The 14,635-nt window shown below is 74.8% G+C and carries 10 protein-coding genes and 1 other RNA gene; 4 read left to right on the top strand and 7 right to left on the bottom strand.

Going from position 1 to position 14,635, the window contains the following annotated elements:
- Window positions 1-44 precede the first annotated feature (44 nt).
- Window positions 45-3,326, bottom strand: a complete 3,282-nt coding sequence (locus OUQ99_RS09840; RefSeq protein ID WP_267949117.1) for an ATP-binding protein — start codon at window positions 3,324-3,326, stop codon at window positions 45-47.
- 268 nt (window positions 3,327-3,594) lie between these two features.
- Between OUQ99_RS09840 and OUQ99_RS09835 the strand changes: the two genes are divergently transcribed.
- The 3 genes from OUQ99_RS09835 to OUQ99_RS09825 all read left to right on the top strand — a co-directional run bounded on the left by OUQ99_RS09835 (window position 3,595) and on the right by OUQ99_RS09825 (window position 9,709).
- Window positions 3,595-4,230, top strand: coding sequence for a YbhB/YbcL family Raf kinase inhibitor-like protein (locus OUQ99_RS09835; RefSeq protein WP_267949116.1), 636 nt, complete (start codon window positions 3,595-3,597; stop codon window positions 4,228-4,230).
- Between the two features lie 354 nt (window positions 4,231-4,584).
- A complete protein-coding gene (locus OUQ99_RS09830) occupies window positions 4,585-6,996 on the top strand; it encodes a hypothetical protein (protein WP_267949115.1) in 2,412 nt (803 codons plus the stop codon).
- A gap of 346 nt (window positions 6,997-7,342) precedes the next feature.
- Complete coding sequence (locus OUQ99_RS09825) at window positions 7,343-9,709, top strand: bifunctional SulP family inorganic anion transporter/carbonic anhydrase (RefSeq protein WP_267949114.1); 2,367 nt, start codon at window positions 7,343-7,345, stop codon at window positions 9,707-9,709.
- Here the strand turns inward: OUQ99_RS09825 and OUQ99_RS09820 are convergent.
- A complete protein-coding gene (locus OUQ99_RS09820; protein ID WP_267949113.1) occupies window positions 9,658-9,807 on the bottom strand; it encodes a hypothetical protein in 150 nt (49 codons plus the stop codon). The two genes, OUQ99_RS09825 and OUQ99_RS09820, sit on opposite strands and share 52 nt — an antisense overlap.
- A 496-nt stretch (window positions 9,808-10,303) precedes the next feature.
- Between OUQ99_RS09820 and OUQ99_RS09815 the strand changes: the two genes are divergently transcribed.
- Entirely contained in the window at window positions 10,304-10,513 is a 210-nt protein-coding gene (locus OUQ99_RS09815; RefSeq protein ID WP_267949112.1) for a hypothetical protein, read from the top strand.
- Window positions 10,514-10,775: 262 nt separating this feature from the next.
- Here the strand turns inward: OUQ99_RS09815 and rnpB are convergent.
- From rnpB to OUQ99_RS09790, 5 genes are all read right to left on the bottom strand, one after another.
- Window positions 10,776-11,163: RNase P RNA component class A (gene rnpB, locus OUQ99_RS09810), an RNA gene on the bottom strand.
- A 14-nt stretch (window positions 11,164-11,177) separates the two neighbouring features.
- On the bottom strand, window positions 11,178-11,858 hold the full coding sequence (locus OUQ99_RS09805; RefSeq protein WP_267949111.1) for a histidine phosphatase family protein: 681 nt from the start codon (window positions 11,856-11,858) through the stop codon (window positions 11,178-11,180).
- Window positions 11,855-12,616 carry a zinc ribbon domain-containing protein gene (locus tag OUQ99_RS09800; RefSeq protein WP_267949110.1) on the bottom strand — a complete coding sequence of 254 codons (762 nt, stop codon included), beginning with the start codon at window positions 12,614-12,616 and terminating at the stop codon, window positions 11,855-11,857. The genes OUQ99_RS09805 and OUQ99_RS09800 overlap by 4 nt, the downstream gene beginning before the upstream one ends.
- Window positions 12,617-12,727: 111 nt before the next feature.
- A complete protein-coding gene (locus OUQ99_RS09795) occupies window positions 12,728-13,597 on the bottom strand; it encodes a Nif3-like dinuclear metal center hexameric protein (protein ID WP_267949109.1) in 870 nt (289 codons plus the stop codon).
- 4 nt (window positions 13,598-13,601) lie between these two features.
- Window positions 13,602-14,600: a helix-turn-helix transcriptional regulator gene (locus tag OUQ99_RS09790; protein ID WP_267949108.1), complete on the bottom strand. Its 999-nt coding sequence runs from the start codon at window positions 14,598-14,600 to the stop codon at window positions 13,602-13,604.
- Window positions 14,601-14,635: the final 35 nt, after the last annotated feature.

Genomic DNA, 14,635 nt, shown 5'->3' with positions numbered 1-14,635 from the left:
CCCCGGGCCCCGGGGGCGGCGCGGCCCCTCCGACCCCCGTCCGGTCACCGGCCGGAGCGCCGGTTCCCCGGCCTGTGGTCGGGCACGAGCGGGGCCAGCCACTCGCCCACACCCGCCAGGACCTCGTCCTCGTCCGTGCCCCTCGCCTCCGCGGCCAGCCGTTCGTACGCGGCCCCGCCCAGCTCCGCGCGCACCCGCTCCCGCGCCCGCACCACGAACGGGGTGGTGCGGTCGGGGACGCCGCGCAGCCCCTCGGCGTACCCGAGCATGCGGGCCGCCCGGCGCGGTTCCTCCCCCGCCAGCATCATCGCGAAGACGTCCAGGATCTCCGCGCAGACGGGGCGCAGCCCGTGGGAGGCCGTCCACCACGCGCGGCCGATGTCCCGCCAGGCCGCCTCCCGCTCTCCGGCCTTCCAGTGCAGGAGCGCGGACATGGCCCCCAGGCCCCCCTCCAGGTAGACCGGTGAGAACCCGCCCAGGCCGCTCAGCTCCTGCCGCATCCGGTCGACGACCTCGCGGGCGCGCTCCAGCTCCCCTGCCTCGCCGAGCCAGTGCGCCTCCGCCAGCGACAGCAACACCCTGTGCTCGTCCTGGACCGGGTCCTCGAAGTCGGACAGCGCCCCCAGGTCCCGGCGGGCCGCATCCAGCTCCCCGAGGTCGGTGAGGGTCTGGGCCCGTCGGACCCGGAACACCGCCGCCATCCCCGTCAGGCCCGACTCCGAGGCCAGCCGCATCCCGTCGGTCAGCAGCTCGCGGCAGCGTTCGAGGTCCTCGAAGCGGTACACGTCCACCAGCTGGGCGAGCGCCTGGCACGCGCCCCAGGCGTCGCCGCAGGCACGGAACTCCTCCAGTGCGGCCTCCGCCTTGTCCGCGGACTCCCCGGTGTGGCCGGTGACGGCGTCGAGCAGGGACAGCAGGACGCGCACCATCGCGCGCATCCAGGGGTCGGGCTGGTCCAGGGCCGCGGCCAGGCGCTCGTAGGCGTCACCGGACCGCCCCTGGAGCATCGCCCTGTACAGCAGGCAGTGGACGAGCACGGGATGGCGCTCGACCCGCCCGCCCGACGCCGCGACGACCTCCTCGACCTCCCTGATGGCCGCCTCCACCGTGGCGTGGTGCGTCGAACCGTCGCCCGCCCGGTGGAACAGGCAGCTGGCGTAGGCGACGGCCCTGCCCTCGGGGACGCGGCCGCCGAGCATGTCCAGGACCGCCTCCGACCAGCGGACCAGCCGGCGCCAGGACCCTCCCAGGGTCCAGTACCACTGGGTGTGCTCGACCAGGTCCAGGGCGAGCCCGGCGTCCGCGCGCTCCACCGCCCACCGCACCGCCGCGTCATGGTCCGCGGACTCGGGGGCCAGGCGCGCGAGCAGTTCGCCCTGGCGCCGCCCGCGCAGGAGCGGGTCCGCCGCGCGCCACAGGTCGCGGACGTGGCGCGCGTGGGTGTCGCGCACGCGCACCTCCTCCCCGCTGAGGGCCAGCCTCTCGGCGGCGTAGGCGCGGACGGTCTCCAGCTGCCGGTAGCGGGGCGGGGCGTCGTCGCCGACGGGGTTCTCGGCGATCACGAGCGACTTGTCCACCAGGGAGAACAGGACGGTCCACACGTCCCGGCCGTCCACCCGCCCCTCCGTGCCGGGGCCCGGTGCGGGGTCGGCGCAGATCCGCTCGACGGCCTCCAGGGTCGCGCCGCCGGCGAAGACCGACAGGCGCCGCAGCAGGCGCCGCTCGGGTTCGTCGAGGAGTTCCCAGCTCCAGTCGACGACGGCCCTCAGCGTGCGGTGGCGCGGCAGCGCGCCCCGGCTGCCCCCGGTGAGCAGCCGGAAACGGTCGGACAGCCTCTCGGCGAGCTGGGCGGCGGTCATGGAGCGCAGCCTGGCGGCGGCCAGCTCCAGGGCGAGGGGCATGCCGTCCAGCTCCCGCGCCACGCGGACGACGTGGGCGACGTTGCCGGGCGTGACGGCGAAGCCGGGGCGCACCGAGGCGGCCCGCTCGGCGAACAGGGCGACGGAGGGGTAGGTGACGGCCTTCGCGGCGTCGGCGCCCTCGGGCGGCAGCGCCAGGGAGGGCACGGGCATGAGCTGTTCGCCCGGGACGCCGAGGGGTTCGCGGGAGGTGGTCAGGACGCGCAGGCGGGGGCAGCGGGCGAGAAGGGGCTCCACGGCCCTGGCCACGTCCTCGACGAGGTGCTCGCAGTTGTCGAGCACGATGAGCGCGGGACGGTCGCCGATGTGGGAGACGACCCGTTCCAGCGGGGGGACCGGAGCCCGGGAGGACGCCGCCCGGAGCATGGCGTACTCGCGCAGTCCCAGGGCGCCGGCCAGGGCGTCCGGGACGTCGGCGCCGGACCTGGACGCGAGTTCGACGAACCAGCCTCCCCGGGCGAGCAGGTGCGGAGCGCGTGCGGCCAGGGCGGTGGCGGCCTCGATCGCCAGGCGCGTCTTCCCCGCCCCGCCGGGCCCGGTCAGGGTGACCAGGCGCCCGGTGGTGAGGAGGCCCACGGCGGTCCCCAGCTCGGTGTCGCGCGGCACGAAACCGGTCAGGGTGGCGGGCAGGTGCAGGTTCGGCGGGGTCGCGGGCTCGGGGGAGGGCGCGTCGAACTCGCCGCGCAGCAGCCGCAGGTGGGTGTCGCGCAGCTGGGGCGAGGGGTCCAGGCCCAGGTTGTCGGCGAGGCGGCCGCGGAAGCGCTCGTAGGCGGCCAGGGCGTCCGCCGTGCGCCCGGTCGCGGCCAGCACCCGCATGAGCAGCTCGACGGGGCGCTCTCGGTCCGGCTCGCGCCGGGCGAGCGCCTCGACGCGGGGCAGGATCTCGGCGTGGTGGCCGAGGTCGGCGCGGGCCGCCAGGTGGTCCTCGGCCGCGGACCGGTGGGTCTCGGCCAGGCCCAGCGCGATGTCCTCGGCGATGCCGTGCGCGGTCAGGTCGGACAGCGCCGGCCCCCGCCACAGGGCGAGCGCCGCGCCCAGGTCCCGTTCGGCGTCGGCGGGCCGACCTGCGGCGAGGCGGGCCCTGCCCTTCGCGGCCAGGTCCTCGAAGCGGTCGAGGTCGACCTGTCCGGGGTCGACGTCCAGCCGGTAGCCCGTGCCGTCGCCGTCGACGGCGGCGCCTGTGCCCAGGGCCCGGCGCAGGCGGGAGACGAGCGCCTGGAGGGCGTTGCCCGCCGAGGCCGGGGGGTCGCCCGCCCAGATGCCGTCGACGAGCTGTTCGACGGGCACGCGCCGCCCGGCGCGGAGCAGGAGGAGGCAGAGGAGGACGCGCAGCCGCGCGCCGCCGATGGTGACGGGCCTTCCGGTCGCGTCGTGCACCAGGAGGGGCCCAAGGATGGAGAACCGCACCGACCCATGATCACCGATCCGGCCGGGGAGTGCGCGGAGCCGTGCTCCGGCGGGCCCGCTCCCGGGCCCGCGGGCGGGCCGCGGGCCGGGACGGCCGCCCGAACGCCCGCCTGACCACAGTAGGGTTCGCTCAGGAACGTGTCGCCGGAGCCCTGTGGCGGCTCCCCCGCGTTCCCTCCCCGAGCCCGGCGCCGGGTGTCCTCCCGACGCCGTGCCGGTCCACAGCGAGTCCCGCCTCCACGGCCCGAAAGTCCAGCAGGAGTTCCCATTGTTCCCGGCCCTCCCCTCCCCCCGGTCCACCGGTGCGCGCACGGCCCGCACGTCCCCCGCAGCGCTCGCGGGCGCGGTGGCGGCGGGGGCCGCACTGGTCCTGACCACGGGTTGCGGCATCCTCGCCCCGGGGCAGAACGGTGACATGCCCGACGACATCAACGTCACCAGCCCCCTGATGCAGGAGGGGCAGCCGCTTCCGGCGGCCTACACCTGCGAGGGGGCCTCGGACGGCGCTTCGGCGGACGGTGGGGAGCAGGAGGCGCAGGAGGCGTCCTCGCCGCCGCTGAGCTGGTCGGGGCTGCCCGACGAGGCGGGCTCCATCGCCCTGGTGGTCGACGACCCCCAGGTGGCCCAGGTGTTCTGGGTGGTCTACGACCTGGACCCGCAGCTGGTGGAGCTGCGGCAGAACAGCGTTCCGGCCGACGCCAAGCAGGGGCAGAACTCCCAGGGCGTCGCGGAGTACGGGGCGCCGTGCCCGGAACCGGAGGCGTCGTACGAGTACAGGTTCACCGTGTACGCGCTGGCGAACCCGCTGGACCTGCCGGAGGGCGCGTCGCTGGACGCGGCCCTGGACGCCATCGCCGACCAGGCCGTCGCCCGCGGGTCCCTGGTCACGACCAACGCCGGGTGACATAGGCCATAGGAGATCCTCTCCGGCGCCCCGGATCCCCGTGGCCACGGGAAACCGGGGCCACGGGGATCCGCCCAGGAAGCATCCGTCGCCCTCTGCACACGGGGCGCGACAGCGCATACAGTGGGGCAGTGCCCCTCGCCCCATTTCAGATGACCGATTCCCGTCCACTCGCCGCGCGGCGCACCGACCTGGAACCGCACCGGACCACCTGCACCCCTCGTGCCACGCAGGTCGGACAGACCGGGCCATCACGGAACCAGGCGGCCGCCGCACATCCCCGGCCGGTTCCCGACACTCCGGTCCCCGGTGCGACCCGGGCGCGGCCGACCTCCCCAAGGTAGTGCGTAGACCATGACCGTCACCGTCATCATCATCATCGCCGTCATCGTCGTGCTCGCCGTGCTCGTCCTGCTCCTGCTGGGCATGCGCGCTCTGAGCGTCGGCTCCCGCGAGGACGACTACGACGACGAATACGAGTACGACGACACCGAGGACTCCGGTCGCGACCCCGACCGCGCACAGGAACGCGACCTCCCCGAGGACCGCGGCGACGAGGAACCCGCACCGCGCGGGCGGTCCCGCCGCGGGCACCAGGACGGCGGCGGCCGGTCGGAGAGGCGCTCCAAGGGCCGGCGCAAGCGCGAGGTCGACTGGGACGACGATGACGACGCGGACGGCCTGTCCGACAACGACTTCTGGTCCAGCCTGAGCGAGGACGGCCCGGCCCAGCGCTCCTCGGAGCCCCGCGGCCGCCGCGGCGACCGCGAGGACCGGAGCCCCAGCGTCACCGCGTACGAGTACGAGGAAGACGACTACGACGACGGGTACGAGGACTTCGAGGAGGAGACCGGTCCCCCCGGGGCGACCACGATCCTGCCCGCGGCGACCGGGGCCGGCGGCCCCTCCGCCGACCTGGCGATGCTGGCGAGCCTGGGGCAGGAGCAGGCCTCCCCCCAGCCGGACGAGCCGGCGGGGCGGTCCGGCAGGCACGGACAGTCCGGCGCGGCCGGGCCGGACCCGCTCGGCCCGGACGAGCGCGCGCTCCCGCCGCGTCCGGAGCGCTCCGCCCTCACCTCGCCCCAGGGGGCCGCGCCCGCGCAGGGCCTGCCCCCGGCACAGCACGCCGCACCCGCGGCCTCCGCCCCCCGGGACGACGACCCGCTCGGCTCGGGCTCGTGGACGCCCGGGGCCTCCTACTCCCAGCCGCGGACCGACCCCCTGGCGGGCCCCTCCCCCCTGGGAACCCCGGACTCGCGCGACCCGCTCGGCGGTTCCGGCCCGGCGCCGGGGACCGGCTCCCCGCTCGGCGGCCTCCCGTCCTACGGCGGCGCCTCGCCGGGCCGGTCGGACCACCAGGGCGCGGGCCGCCCGGAGAGCCCGGCCGCGAGCGACCCGCTCTCCCCGGGGTTCCGGGCCACGACCCCGGCGCACGGCTCCGACGTCGACTCGCCGATATGGTCCAGCATGGACACCGGCGCACACCAGCGCTCCGACTTCGGTTACGGCGGCCCCTCCTCCCCCGGGTCCGGCGCGACGACGCCCCCGTTCGGCGGGAGCGGCTCCGCGGACCCCCTGGGCGGCGGCTACCCGGCGGCCCCCCGGTCCGAGGGCGGCTACGACACCGACTCCTTCACCCGATCCGACTACGACACCGGCACCCACACACGGGGGGACCACGCGGGCACCGGGCTCCCCGGCTACGACACGGGCACCCACACGCGGCCCTCCTACGACACCGGCAACCACACCCGGGGGGACCACGCGGGCACCGGACTCCCCGAGTTCGACACCGGCACCCACACCCGCCCCTCCTACGACACCGACTCCTTCACCCGATCCGACTACGACACCGGCACCCACACACGGGGGGACCACGCGGGCACCGGACTCCCCGGCTACGACACGGGCACCCACACGCGGCCCTCCTACGACACCGGCAACCACACCCGGGGGGACCACGCGGGCACCGGACTCCCCGAGTTCGACACCGGCACCCACACCCGCCCCTCCTACGACACCGGCACCCACACCCGCCCCTCCTACGACACCGACTCCTTCACCCGCTCCGGCTACGACACCGGCAACCACACACGGTCCTCCTACGACACCGGCAACCACCAGCGCCCCTCCTACCCCGACGGCAACACCCCCCTGTGGGGTGAGAGCGGCGGCACGTTCGGCTCCCCGAGCGCGCCCACCGTTCCCGGCGTGCAGGGCGGCGGCCCCGGGCTGCCGGGAGGCCCCGGATCCGCCGGCGGACCGGCGGCGCCCGGCTCCCATGCCGGACCCGAGCGGGAGGCTCCGGCGCCCGGCGTGCCCTCCCCCTTCAACGGCGGACCCGTCGGCCACCCCGGACACCCGGGCGGACAGGACGGCACTCCGTACCCGGGCGGCCCGCAGGGCTACCCCCCGCTCCCGCCCACGGGCGGCTATCCCGCCGAGCAGCTGCGCGGCGAGGTCCCGCCGGGCTACGGCGGCTACCAGGACCAGGGGGACCGGTTCGGGCGGCCGTCCGGCCCCGGCGGTCCGGGCAGCGGCTACTCCGAGATGCTGGGCGGCTCCTACCCGGCCCAGCAGCCACAGCAGTCGCAGCCCGACTACGGCGGCTACCCGCCGCTGGACGGGTGGCAACAGCACGGCGACGAGGGACGGCCGGACGGTCCCGGGGCGCCGGGCCCCTACCCGCCCGAGCAGCCCTACGACCAGCGGGGGTACGGCCAGGAGCGTTACGAGGGCGGGTACGAGGACGGCCGCTTCCGCTGAACCGGTGCGGTCCGGACGGCGCTGACGCGCCGTGACCGGCCCGCGCCGCCGGACCCCGTCCGGCCCCACCGCTTCACATCACCGAGGTGCACGGGACAACCCCGTCACCTCGGTGTTTTTTCTGTCCTGATTTGTCCCCACGCCTTGTGAAGCCGGGAAAACAGTCACGGAAACCACAACAGATGGTAACCCTGAGCTACGGAAGTTGACTACAGTTGGTGATTGACAGGCGACCCTTCGGGGTTCCGTCGTGTTCACGCGTTCACCCGCACACCCCCCGATCCGGACACCGTCGTCCCCGTGCGCCTACGCCTCATTTGCCTGGTCCAACCCGAACGGAGCAACCATGCGCAACGACGCCCAGGGAGTACAGCCCGACGCACCGCCCGCAACCGCGGCGCCACCGGGCAGCCACAAGGACCGCAAGGGGGTCGCCGCCGACGTCGGCGCCTCCCTGGTGGTCTTCCTGGTCGCCGTCCCACTGTCACTCGGGATCGCCGTCGCCTCAGGCGCCCCGCTCATCGCAGGAATCATCGCCGCCGTCGTCGGCGGTATCGTCGCCGGACTCGTCGGCGGTTCGATGGTGCAGGTCAGCGGCCCGGCCGCCGGGCTGACGATCATCGTCGCCGACCTCATCGCGACCTACGGCTGGCGGGTGACCTGCCTGATCACCCTGCTCGCCGGTCTGGTCCAGCTCGTCCTCGGGGCCGTGCGCATCGCCCGCGCGGCCCTGGCCGTCTCCCCCGCCGTCGTGCACGGCATGCTGGCCGGGGTGGGCGTCACCATCGCCCTGGCCCAGCTGCACGTGGTCCTGGGCGGGGCCCCGCAGAGCTCGGCGGTGGCCAACATCGCCGACCTCCCCCACCAGATCGCGCACAACCACTCCGCCGCCGTCGCCGTCGGGGTCATCACCATCGCGATCATGTTCACCTGGAACAAGCTGCCGTCCTTCGGGAGGCTGCGCCCGGCGGTGGTCCCGGCCGCGCTGGTCGCGGTGGGCACCGCGACCGCCATCGCGACCGTCGGGGGCTGGAGGGTCGAGACCGTCTCCCTCCCGGACTCCCTGGCGGACGCCTGGAACGGACCGGTGCTCCCCGCGGCCGGGCAGTGGCACGGCATCGCCGTCGGCGTCGCCACGGTCGCCCTGGTCGCCAGTGTCGAGTCCCTCCTCGCCGGGATCGCCGTGGACCGCCTGCACAACGGCCGCCGGATCATGCTCAACCGGGAGCTCTTCGGCCAGGGCGCGGCCAACACCGTCAGCGGCGCCCTGGGCGGCCTGCCCGTCGCGGGCGTGATCGTGCGCAGCACCGCCAACGTGCGCGCCGGGGCGCACACGCCCCGGTCCACCATCCTGCACGGTGTGTGGATCCTTCTGTTCGTCGCCTTCTTCGCACACGTGGTCGAGCTGATCCCGATGGCCGCGCTGGCCGCGCTCCTGGTGTTCATCGGCGTCCAGATGGTCTCGATCGCCCACCTGCGCAACCTGCGGCGCCACCACGAGGCCAGCGTGTACCTGGTGACCCTGTTCGGCGTGGTGCTCCTGGGCCTCATGGAGGGGGTGTTCATCGGTTTCGCCCTGGCCATGATCGTGTCCCTGCGCAGGCTCACCAAGCTGACCGTGACCACGGAGGAGCGCGACAGCCGCGTCCACGTCACGGTGCACGGCTCGCTCACCTTCCTCGGGGTGCCTCGGCTCGCCCACGTGCTGCGCACCGTCCCCGAGGGCGCCCAGGTCGACCTGGACCTGCACGTGGACTTCATGGACCACGCCGCGTTCGAGGCCATCCACGCCTGGCGCGTGGACCACGAGCGCACCGGGGGCGCCGTCGACATCGACGAGGTGCACGAGAGGTGGTACGCGCGCAGCTCCACCAGTTCCGCCCCCGCCTCCAAGACCGCGCCCGGCGGCCTGGCGCGCTGGTGGGCGCCGTGGGGCATGCGCCGTGTCCCCGAGGAGACCGCGCGTGAGGTCAACCCCCTGGGCCTGCTCACGGCCGGCGCCCGCGAGTACCACTCCAGCACCGCCGACCGGATGCGGTCGCTGATGGGCCGGCTGTCCCACGGACAGCACCCGACCGCGCTGTTCATCACCTGCGCCGACTCGCGGGTGGTGCCGAACCTGATCACCTCGAGCGGCCCCGGCGACCTGTTCACCGTCCGCAACGTCGGCAACCTGGTGCCCAGGCGGGGAACCCCCGGCGACGTGTCGGTGGGTGCGGCGGTCGAGTACGCGGTGAACGTCCTGCGGGTGCCGTCGATCGTGGTGTGCGGACACTCGCACTGCGGCGCCATGAAGGCGCTCCTGGAGAAGGCCCACCAGGAGCCCGGGGACGCGCAGACCTCGCACATGTGCCGCTGGCTGGCGAACGGGCACGAGAGCCTGGTGCGGGCGGGGGAGGCGTCCGGGGCCCTGGCCGGCCTGCCCGCCGCGGAGGCGCTGAGGCGGCTCGCCCAGGCCAACGTGGAGGAGCAGCTCGGCAACCTCATGGGATACCCGGTGGTGCGCGAACGCGTGGAGTCGGGCGACCTGGAGCTGTCGGGGATGTACTACGACCTGGAGACGGCGAGGGTCCACCTGCTGGACACCGCGACCGGGGAGTTCCGTCCTGTGCAGGGCGTGGGCGATCCCGTTCCGCACCCCCGACCGGGTGCGGACGGGGATCAGCTGTTGGAGGAGTCGTCGCCGGGCGCGTCGTCACGCTCGTCCTGCTGAACGCCTGAGGCCTGGTAGGAGGCGAGCATGACGATCGCCACGATGGCCAGGACCGGCAGGCCGAAGAGGACCACCCAGAAGACGGTGGAGTCGAACAAGAGTCACCCATTCCCGTGAACGCGGATGCCCGTCGGGCCGTCGACCCCGGACGTCGGCCCACGGACGCACGCGCTCCGGCACTCGGCCCGGGGTATGGAGCGCAAGGGCCAATCTATCGGTGCGCATGGGCGGCAGGCCATCACCGGCAGGCTGTATGCCTGTACCCATAGGACTTCCCGCGCCCCAGGGTTCCCACGCGCCGCGCGCGTCGCACCCCCGCCCGGGGCCCGGCAGGGCTCCGGGCGGGGGCGGCGGCGGGCCGATCGAGGCCGCCGCCCCACCATCCGCGGCCCGGTCCGGACAGCGCACCGCCGTTCGTCGCGGCCCCGCGCCGTCGGTGCGGCCGTGCGTTCCCCGCGGGGGGCTCCGCGAGGGCCTCGGGCCGGAGCGCCGGCCCCGGTGCCGGGCAGGCCGACAGAGAACGTGGAGGGGGAAGGCCTGCTGTAGAAAGGATGTCCCGGGTCCCGCTCCCACCCCCGAGCAAGGAGACGGCTCATGGACGAGATGACACGAATCCGCCGTGTGGTCGGATGCCTGGTGGTCTCCACCTCGATGTCGTTGGCGGCCCTCGGTCTGGGCACGACGACGGTGGGCGGCCACTGGCTGATGTGGGCGCTGTGGGCGTGGTGGGGGGTCCTGGCCGCGGTGACGGTGTGGGCGGTGGTGATGGTCCACCGCATCGGCAGCCGGAAGGAGTACCGGTGATCCTCCCCCGGGAACCGGAGGGGCGCGGGACGGAAGACCTGCACGCCTCGGGCTGAGCCCGCCCGTCCGGATCCAAGGTGCGGGAAGACCTGCCTCTACCTCGCCACCTGCTTTCCCGGCCTGCCGCCGGCCCCGCGATCCATCCCGCGTCCGTCCCGGGTCAAGCCCGGACAGGGCAAGGCATCCGCAGATGAACAGGGGTGTCGGTGGGGGCGGACCCGCGAGCGAATTTCCGGGTATTCGCAGGTCAGGAAGGTGTGGAGGGGGGAGTCGGCCGGTAAGCCGGATTCTGTCGGTCCCCGGAGGGACCGGACGGTCATCCATCTGGGGCCGCCGTTGCCGACGGCCTCGGTGCGGTCTACCCGCGGACTCGGGCGGGCCGCCCTCGAACATCCGCGCAGGAGCCCGGAGGCTCCCTTTTTGACCTTGCTCCGGGTGGGGTTTACCAAGCCGCCCGGATCACTCCGGGCGCTGGTGGTCTCTTACACCACCGTTTCACCCTTACCACCGCGAGCGGTGGCGGTCTGTTTTCTGTGGCACTGTCCCGCGGGTCGCCCCGGGTCGGTGTTACCGACCACCCTGCCCTGTGGAGTCCGGACTTTCCTCGAACCCGCGCACCTGGCGCGGTCCGCGACCGTCTGGCCGACTCCCCTCGCCCCGCATTCTACGCCCGTTCCGGTCCTTCCCGGCCCGCCCCGTCCCGGACGGGGGCCAGGTGGGCGGTGTCGTTGAGGGAGCGCACGAGCATCGGCCCGTCGGAGAAGACGTCCACCTCGGTCAGGCAGGCCGTGTCCAGGTGCATCCGGTACAGCGCGGCCAGCGGCGCCAGGACGGCCTGCTGCACCGTCAGCTTGATGGGGGTCACGTGCGTGACCACGAGGACGGTGCGCCCGCGGTGGCGTTCGACCAACGCGTCGCGGGCCTTCGCGACCCGGCGGGCGACCGCCGCGAAGCTCTCCCCGCCCGGCGGCCCGACCTCGGGGTCGGCCAGCCAGCGGTCGACCGCCTCGGGCGCGCGCTCACGGGCCTCGGCGAACGTCAGTCCCTCCCACGCGCCGAAGTCGGTCTCCACGAACCCCTCGTCCACCTCGACCGGCAGTCCGAGCTCCTCCGCGGCGCGGGCCGCCGTGTCCCTGGCGCGCAGCAGGGGCGAGGACACCACGGCGTCGATCGGCCGCGCGGCCAGGCGGCGCGCGGCCGCCCCGGCCTGCGCGCGGCCCTCCTCGGTGAGGGGGATGTCGCCCCGGCCCGCGAAGCGCCCCTCCACCGACAGGGGCGTCTGCCCGTGTCGGAGCAGGACGAGCCGGGTCGGGGCGGTGTCGGGGGCTCCCCAGCCGGTGCTCACTGCTCGGTCCGGCCCCCCAGACCGGATTCCTCGGTCCGCACCAGGATGCGGCGGCAGTCCTCGCAGCGCACGACCTCGTCGGCGGCGTGGGCGCGGATGTCGTTGAGCTCGACCGTGCTCAGGGCGAGCTTGCAGCCGCCGCAGCGGCCGTAGCGCAGCGGCGCGGCGCCGATCCCGTCGTACTGGGCGCGCAGCTTGTCGTAGAGGGCCAGCAGGTCGGCGGGGATCTCCCCCGCCACGCGCTCGCGGTCCTGGGCGACGCGGGTGCGGTCCCACTGGATCTCGGCGGCGGCGGTGTCGCGGCGGGCGACCACCGCGGTGTGCTCGGCGACGGCCTCCTCGCGCTCGGCGGTCAGGCGGACCACCGTGGCGTCCAGCGCCTCCGCCCGCTCCATCACCTCCAGGACGACCTCCTCCAGCTCGGCCTGGCGGCGGCCCAGCGAGGCGATCTCGGACTGGAGGTTCTGCAGCTCCTTGGCGTTGGTGATCTGGCCCGACTCCAGGCGCTTGGCGTCCCGGTCGGCGCGGCTGCGCACCTGGTCCACGTCGCTCTCGGCCTTGCGCTGCTGGCGTTCGACGTCGGAGACCTTCGTCTGCGCGGCGATCAGGTCGGTCTCGAGCCGGTCGGCGCGTTCCTTGAGCCCGGCCGCCTCGGCGATCTCCGGCAGGGTGCGGGCCCGGTGGGCCAGGAGCTGGAGCTCGGAGTCCAGTTCCTGGAGGTGGAGCAGTCTGGCCTGTGCGGCGGGTTCGGCTTTCACTTGTACACGTCTCCTGGGGTGGCTGGGGAAGGCGAGAACGCCGCCCGCGCCCTACTCTGTGCGGCTCTGTGCAATTGGTGTCGGGGCCGCCCCTCGCGGGGCGGTGTGCTCTCAGACGTGCGGCAAGGCCTGTGACCAGGCGTCCGTCACCGTCGTCGAGACGCGTGTCTCCACGTTAGTCCCCCCGGGCTGCCCCGCGCGCCCGAGTGCGTCCACGAGACGGGCCGCCCCGTCCGCGAGCCAGGGCCACTCACTGGCGAAGTGGGCGGTGTCGATCAGGGCCGGGCCGCCCGGGTTCTCCACGAACTCCGAGGCGGGGTGGTGGCGCAGGTCGGAGGTGACGAACACGTCGACCCCGGCGGCGCGGGCGGCGCCGAGCAGGGAGTCCCCCGCTCCCCCGGACACGGCGACGGTGCCCACGACGCGGTCCAGGTCGCCGGCGACTCGGACCCCGGCGGCCGTGGCGGGCAGGGCGCGGGCCACCTGGGCGGCGAAGTCGCGCAGGACGACCGGGCGGTCGAGGGCGCCGATCCGGCCGATGCCCCGGTGGCCCTCGGGGTCGGTGGTGTCGGGGTCGAGGGGGCGCAGCGGCCCGGTGACGCCGACGGCGCGGGCGAGCGCGTCGGAGACCCCGGGCGAGGCGGTGTCCGCGTTGGTGTGCGCCGTGTACAGGGCCGTTCCCGAGCGGATCAGGCGGTGGACGACCCGCCCCTTGGGGGTGTCGGCCGCCACGCTGGTGACGCCGCGCAGCATCAGCGGGTGGTGGGTGATGATCAGGTCCGCGCCCCAGGTGAGGGCCTCGTCGACGACCGCGTCGACCGGGTCGACGGCGAACAGGACCTTCGCGACGTCCTGCGCCGGGTCGCCGGCCACGAGTCCGACCGCGTCCCAGGAGGCCGCCCAGTGGGGCGGATAGACCTCCTCGAAGGCGGAGATCACGTCGGACAGGCTGGGGTGCGGGGTCGAGGAGCTCACGGCCATGAGACTAGCGCTCTCCCCGCCGACCGGCGAAGCGGTCGCCACCGTGTCCGAGGCGGGCGCCGAGCGCGCGCAGCCGGTCGGCCACCCCGGGAGGGGCGTCGAGGTCGAACTCGGCGCCGAGGGCCAGCACGGCCAGCGCGTACTGGCAGGCCAGGTCGACGGAGTCGGTGCTGATCCTGACCAGGCACGTGTCCGGCCCCAGGGGTTCGATCCAGCCGGGGAAGGGGCCGTGGACGCGGGCGCGCAGGTCTGCGGCCGGCATCCGGACGGTGATCCGGGTGGTGTGCAGGTAGGTCGCCGCGGCGAACGTCCGCACCAGGTGGGCGGCCGGATCGGGCGCGGGCAGCTCCCGGGGGGTGAACCGCCCGTGGGTGGCCCGGGGCCCGATGATGCGGTCGGTCCGGAAGGTGCGCCAGTCGTCGCGGGCGGTGTCGTGCGCGATGAGGTACCAGTGCCCGCCGTGGGAGACCAGGTGGTGGGGTTCCACCCGGCGGGAGCGGACCGCGCCCGACCGGTCCCGGTAGTCGAAGTCGGTGACCACGCGGTCGCGGCGGTGGGCGGCGAGCATGCCGAGCACCGACGGGTCCGCGCTCGCGGGCGCCGCGGGGTGGGCCACCGCGGACGTGGTGTCCCGGACGGCGGCCAGGCGCGGGCGCAGCCGGGCCGGCAGGACGCGTTCGAGTTTGGCCAGGGCCCGCAGCGCGCTCTCCTGGACCCCGGTGACGGTGACCAGGCCGAGGGCGATGGCGACGGCCTCGTCGTCGTCCAGGAGCAGGGGCGGGAGGTCGTTCCCCGAGGCCAGGCGGTAGCCCCCCGCGATGCCCGGGGTCCCCTCCACCTGGTAGTCGAGGTCGCGGAGCCGCTCGACGTCCCGGCGCAGGGTGCGCGCGCTGACGCCGAGGCGCCCGGTGAGCTCCGCGCCGCTCCACTCCCGCCTGGCCTGAAGCAGGGACAGCAGGCGCAGCAGCCGTTGGGGCATCCCCTTGCGGACCGATTCGCTCATGGATCCAGTCTGCCGGACATCGCGGTCACGTTGTG

Origin of the sequence: Streptomonospora nanhaiensis (assembly GCF_026642255.1) — a bacterium.
GTDB lineage: Bacteria > Actinomycetota > Actinomycetes > Streptosporangiales > Streptosporangiaceae > Nocardiopsis > Nocardiopsis tropica.
The sequence above is the reverse complement of the archived record's forward strand: the minus strand, read 5'-3'. Positions and strand labels throughout refer to the sequence as shown.

Coding starts and splice junctions, on each gene's coding strand:
- OUQ99_RS09815 (WP_267949112.1), top strand. CDS start 10,304: ATGGACGAGATGACACGAATCCGCCGTGTGGTCGGATGCCTGGTGGTC.
- OUQ99_RS09825 (WP_267949114.1), top strand. CDS start 7,343: ATGCGCAACGACGCCCAGGGAGTACAGCCCGACGCACCGCCCGCAACC.
- OUQ99_RS09795 (WP_267949109.1), bottom strand. CDS start 13,597: ATGGCCGTGAGCTCCTCGACCCCGCACCCCAGCCTGTCCGACGTGATC.
- OUQ99_RS09830 (WP_267949115.1), top strand. CDS start 4,585: ATGACCGTCACCGTCATCATCATCATCGCCGTCATCGTCGTGCTCGCC.
- OUQ99_RS09790 (WP_267949108.1), bottom strand. CDS start 14,600: ATGAGCGAATCGGTCCGCAAGGGGATGCCCCAACGGCTGCTGCGCCTG.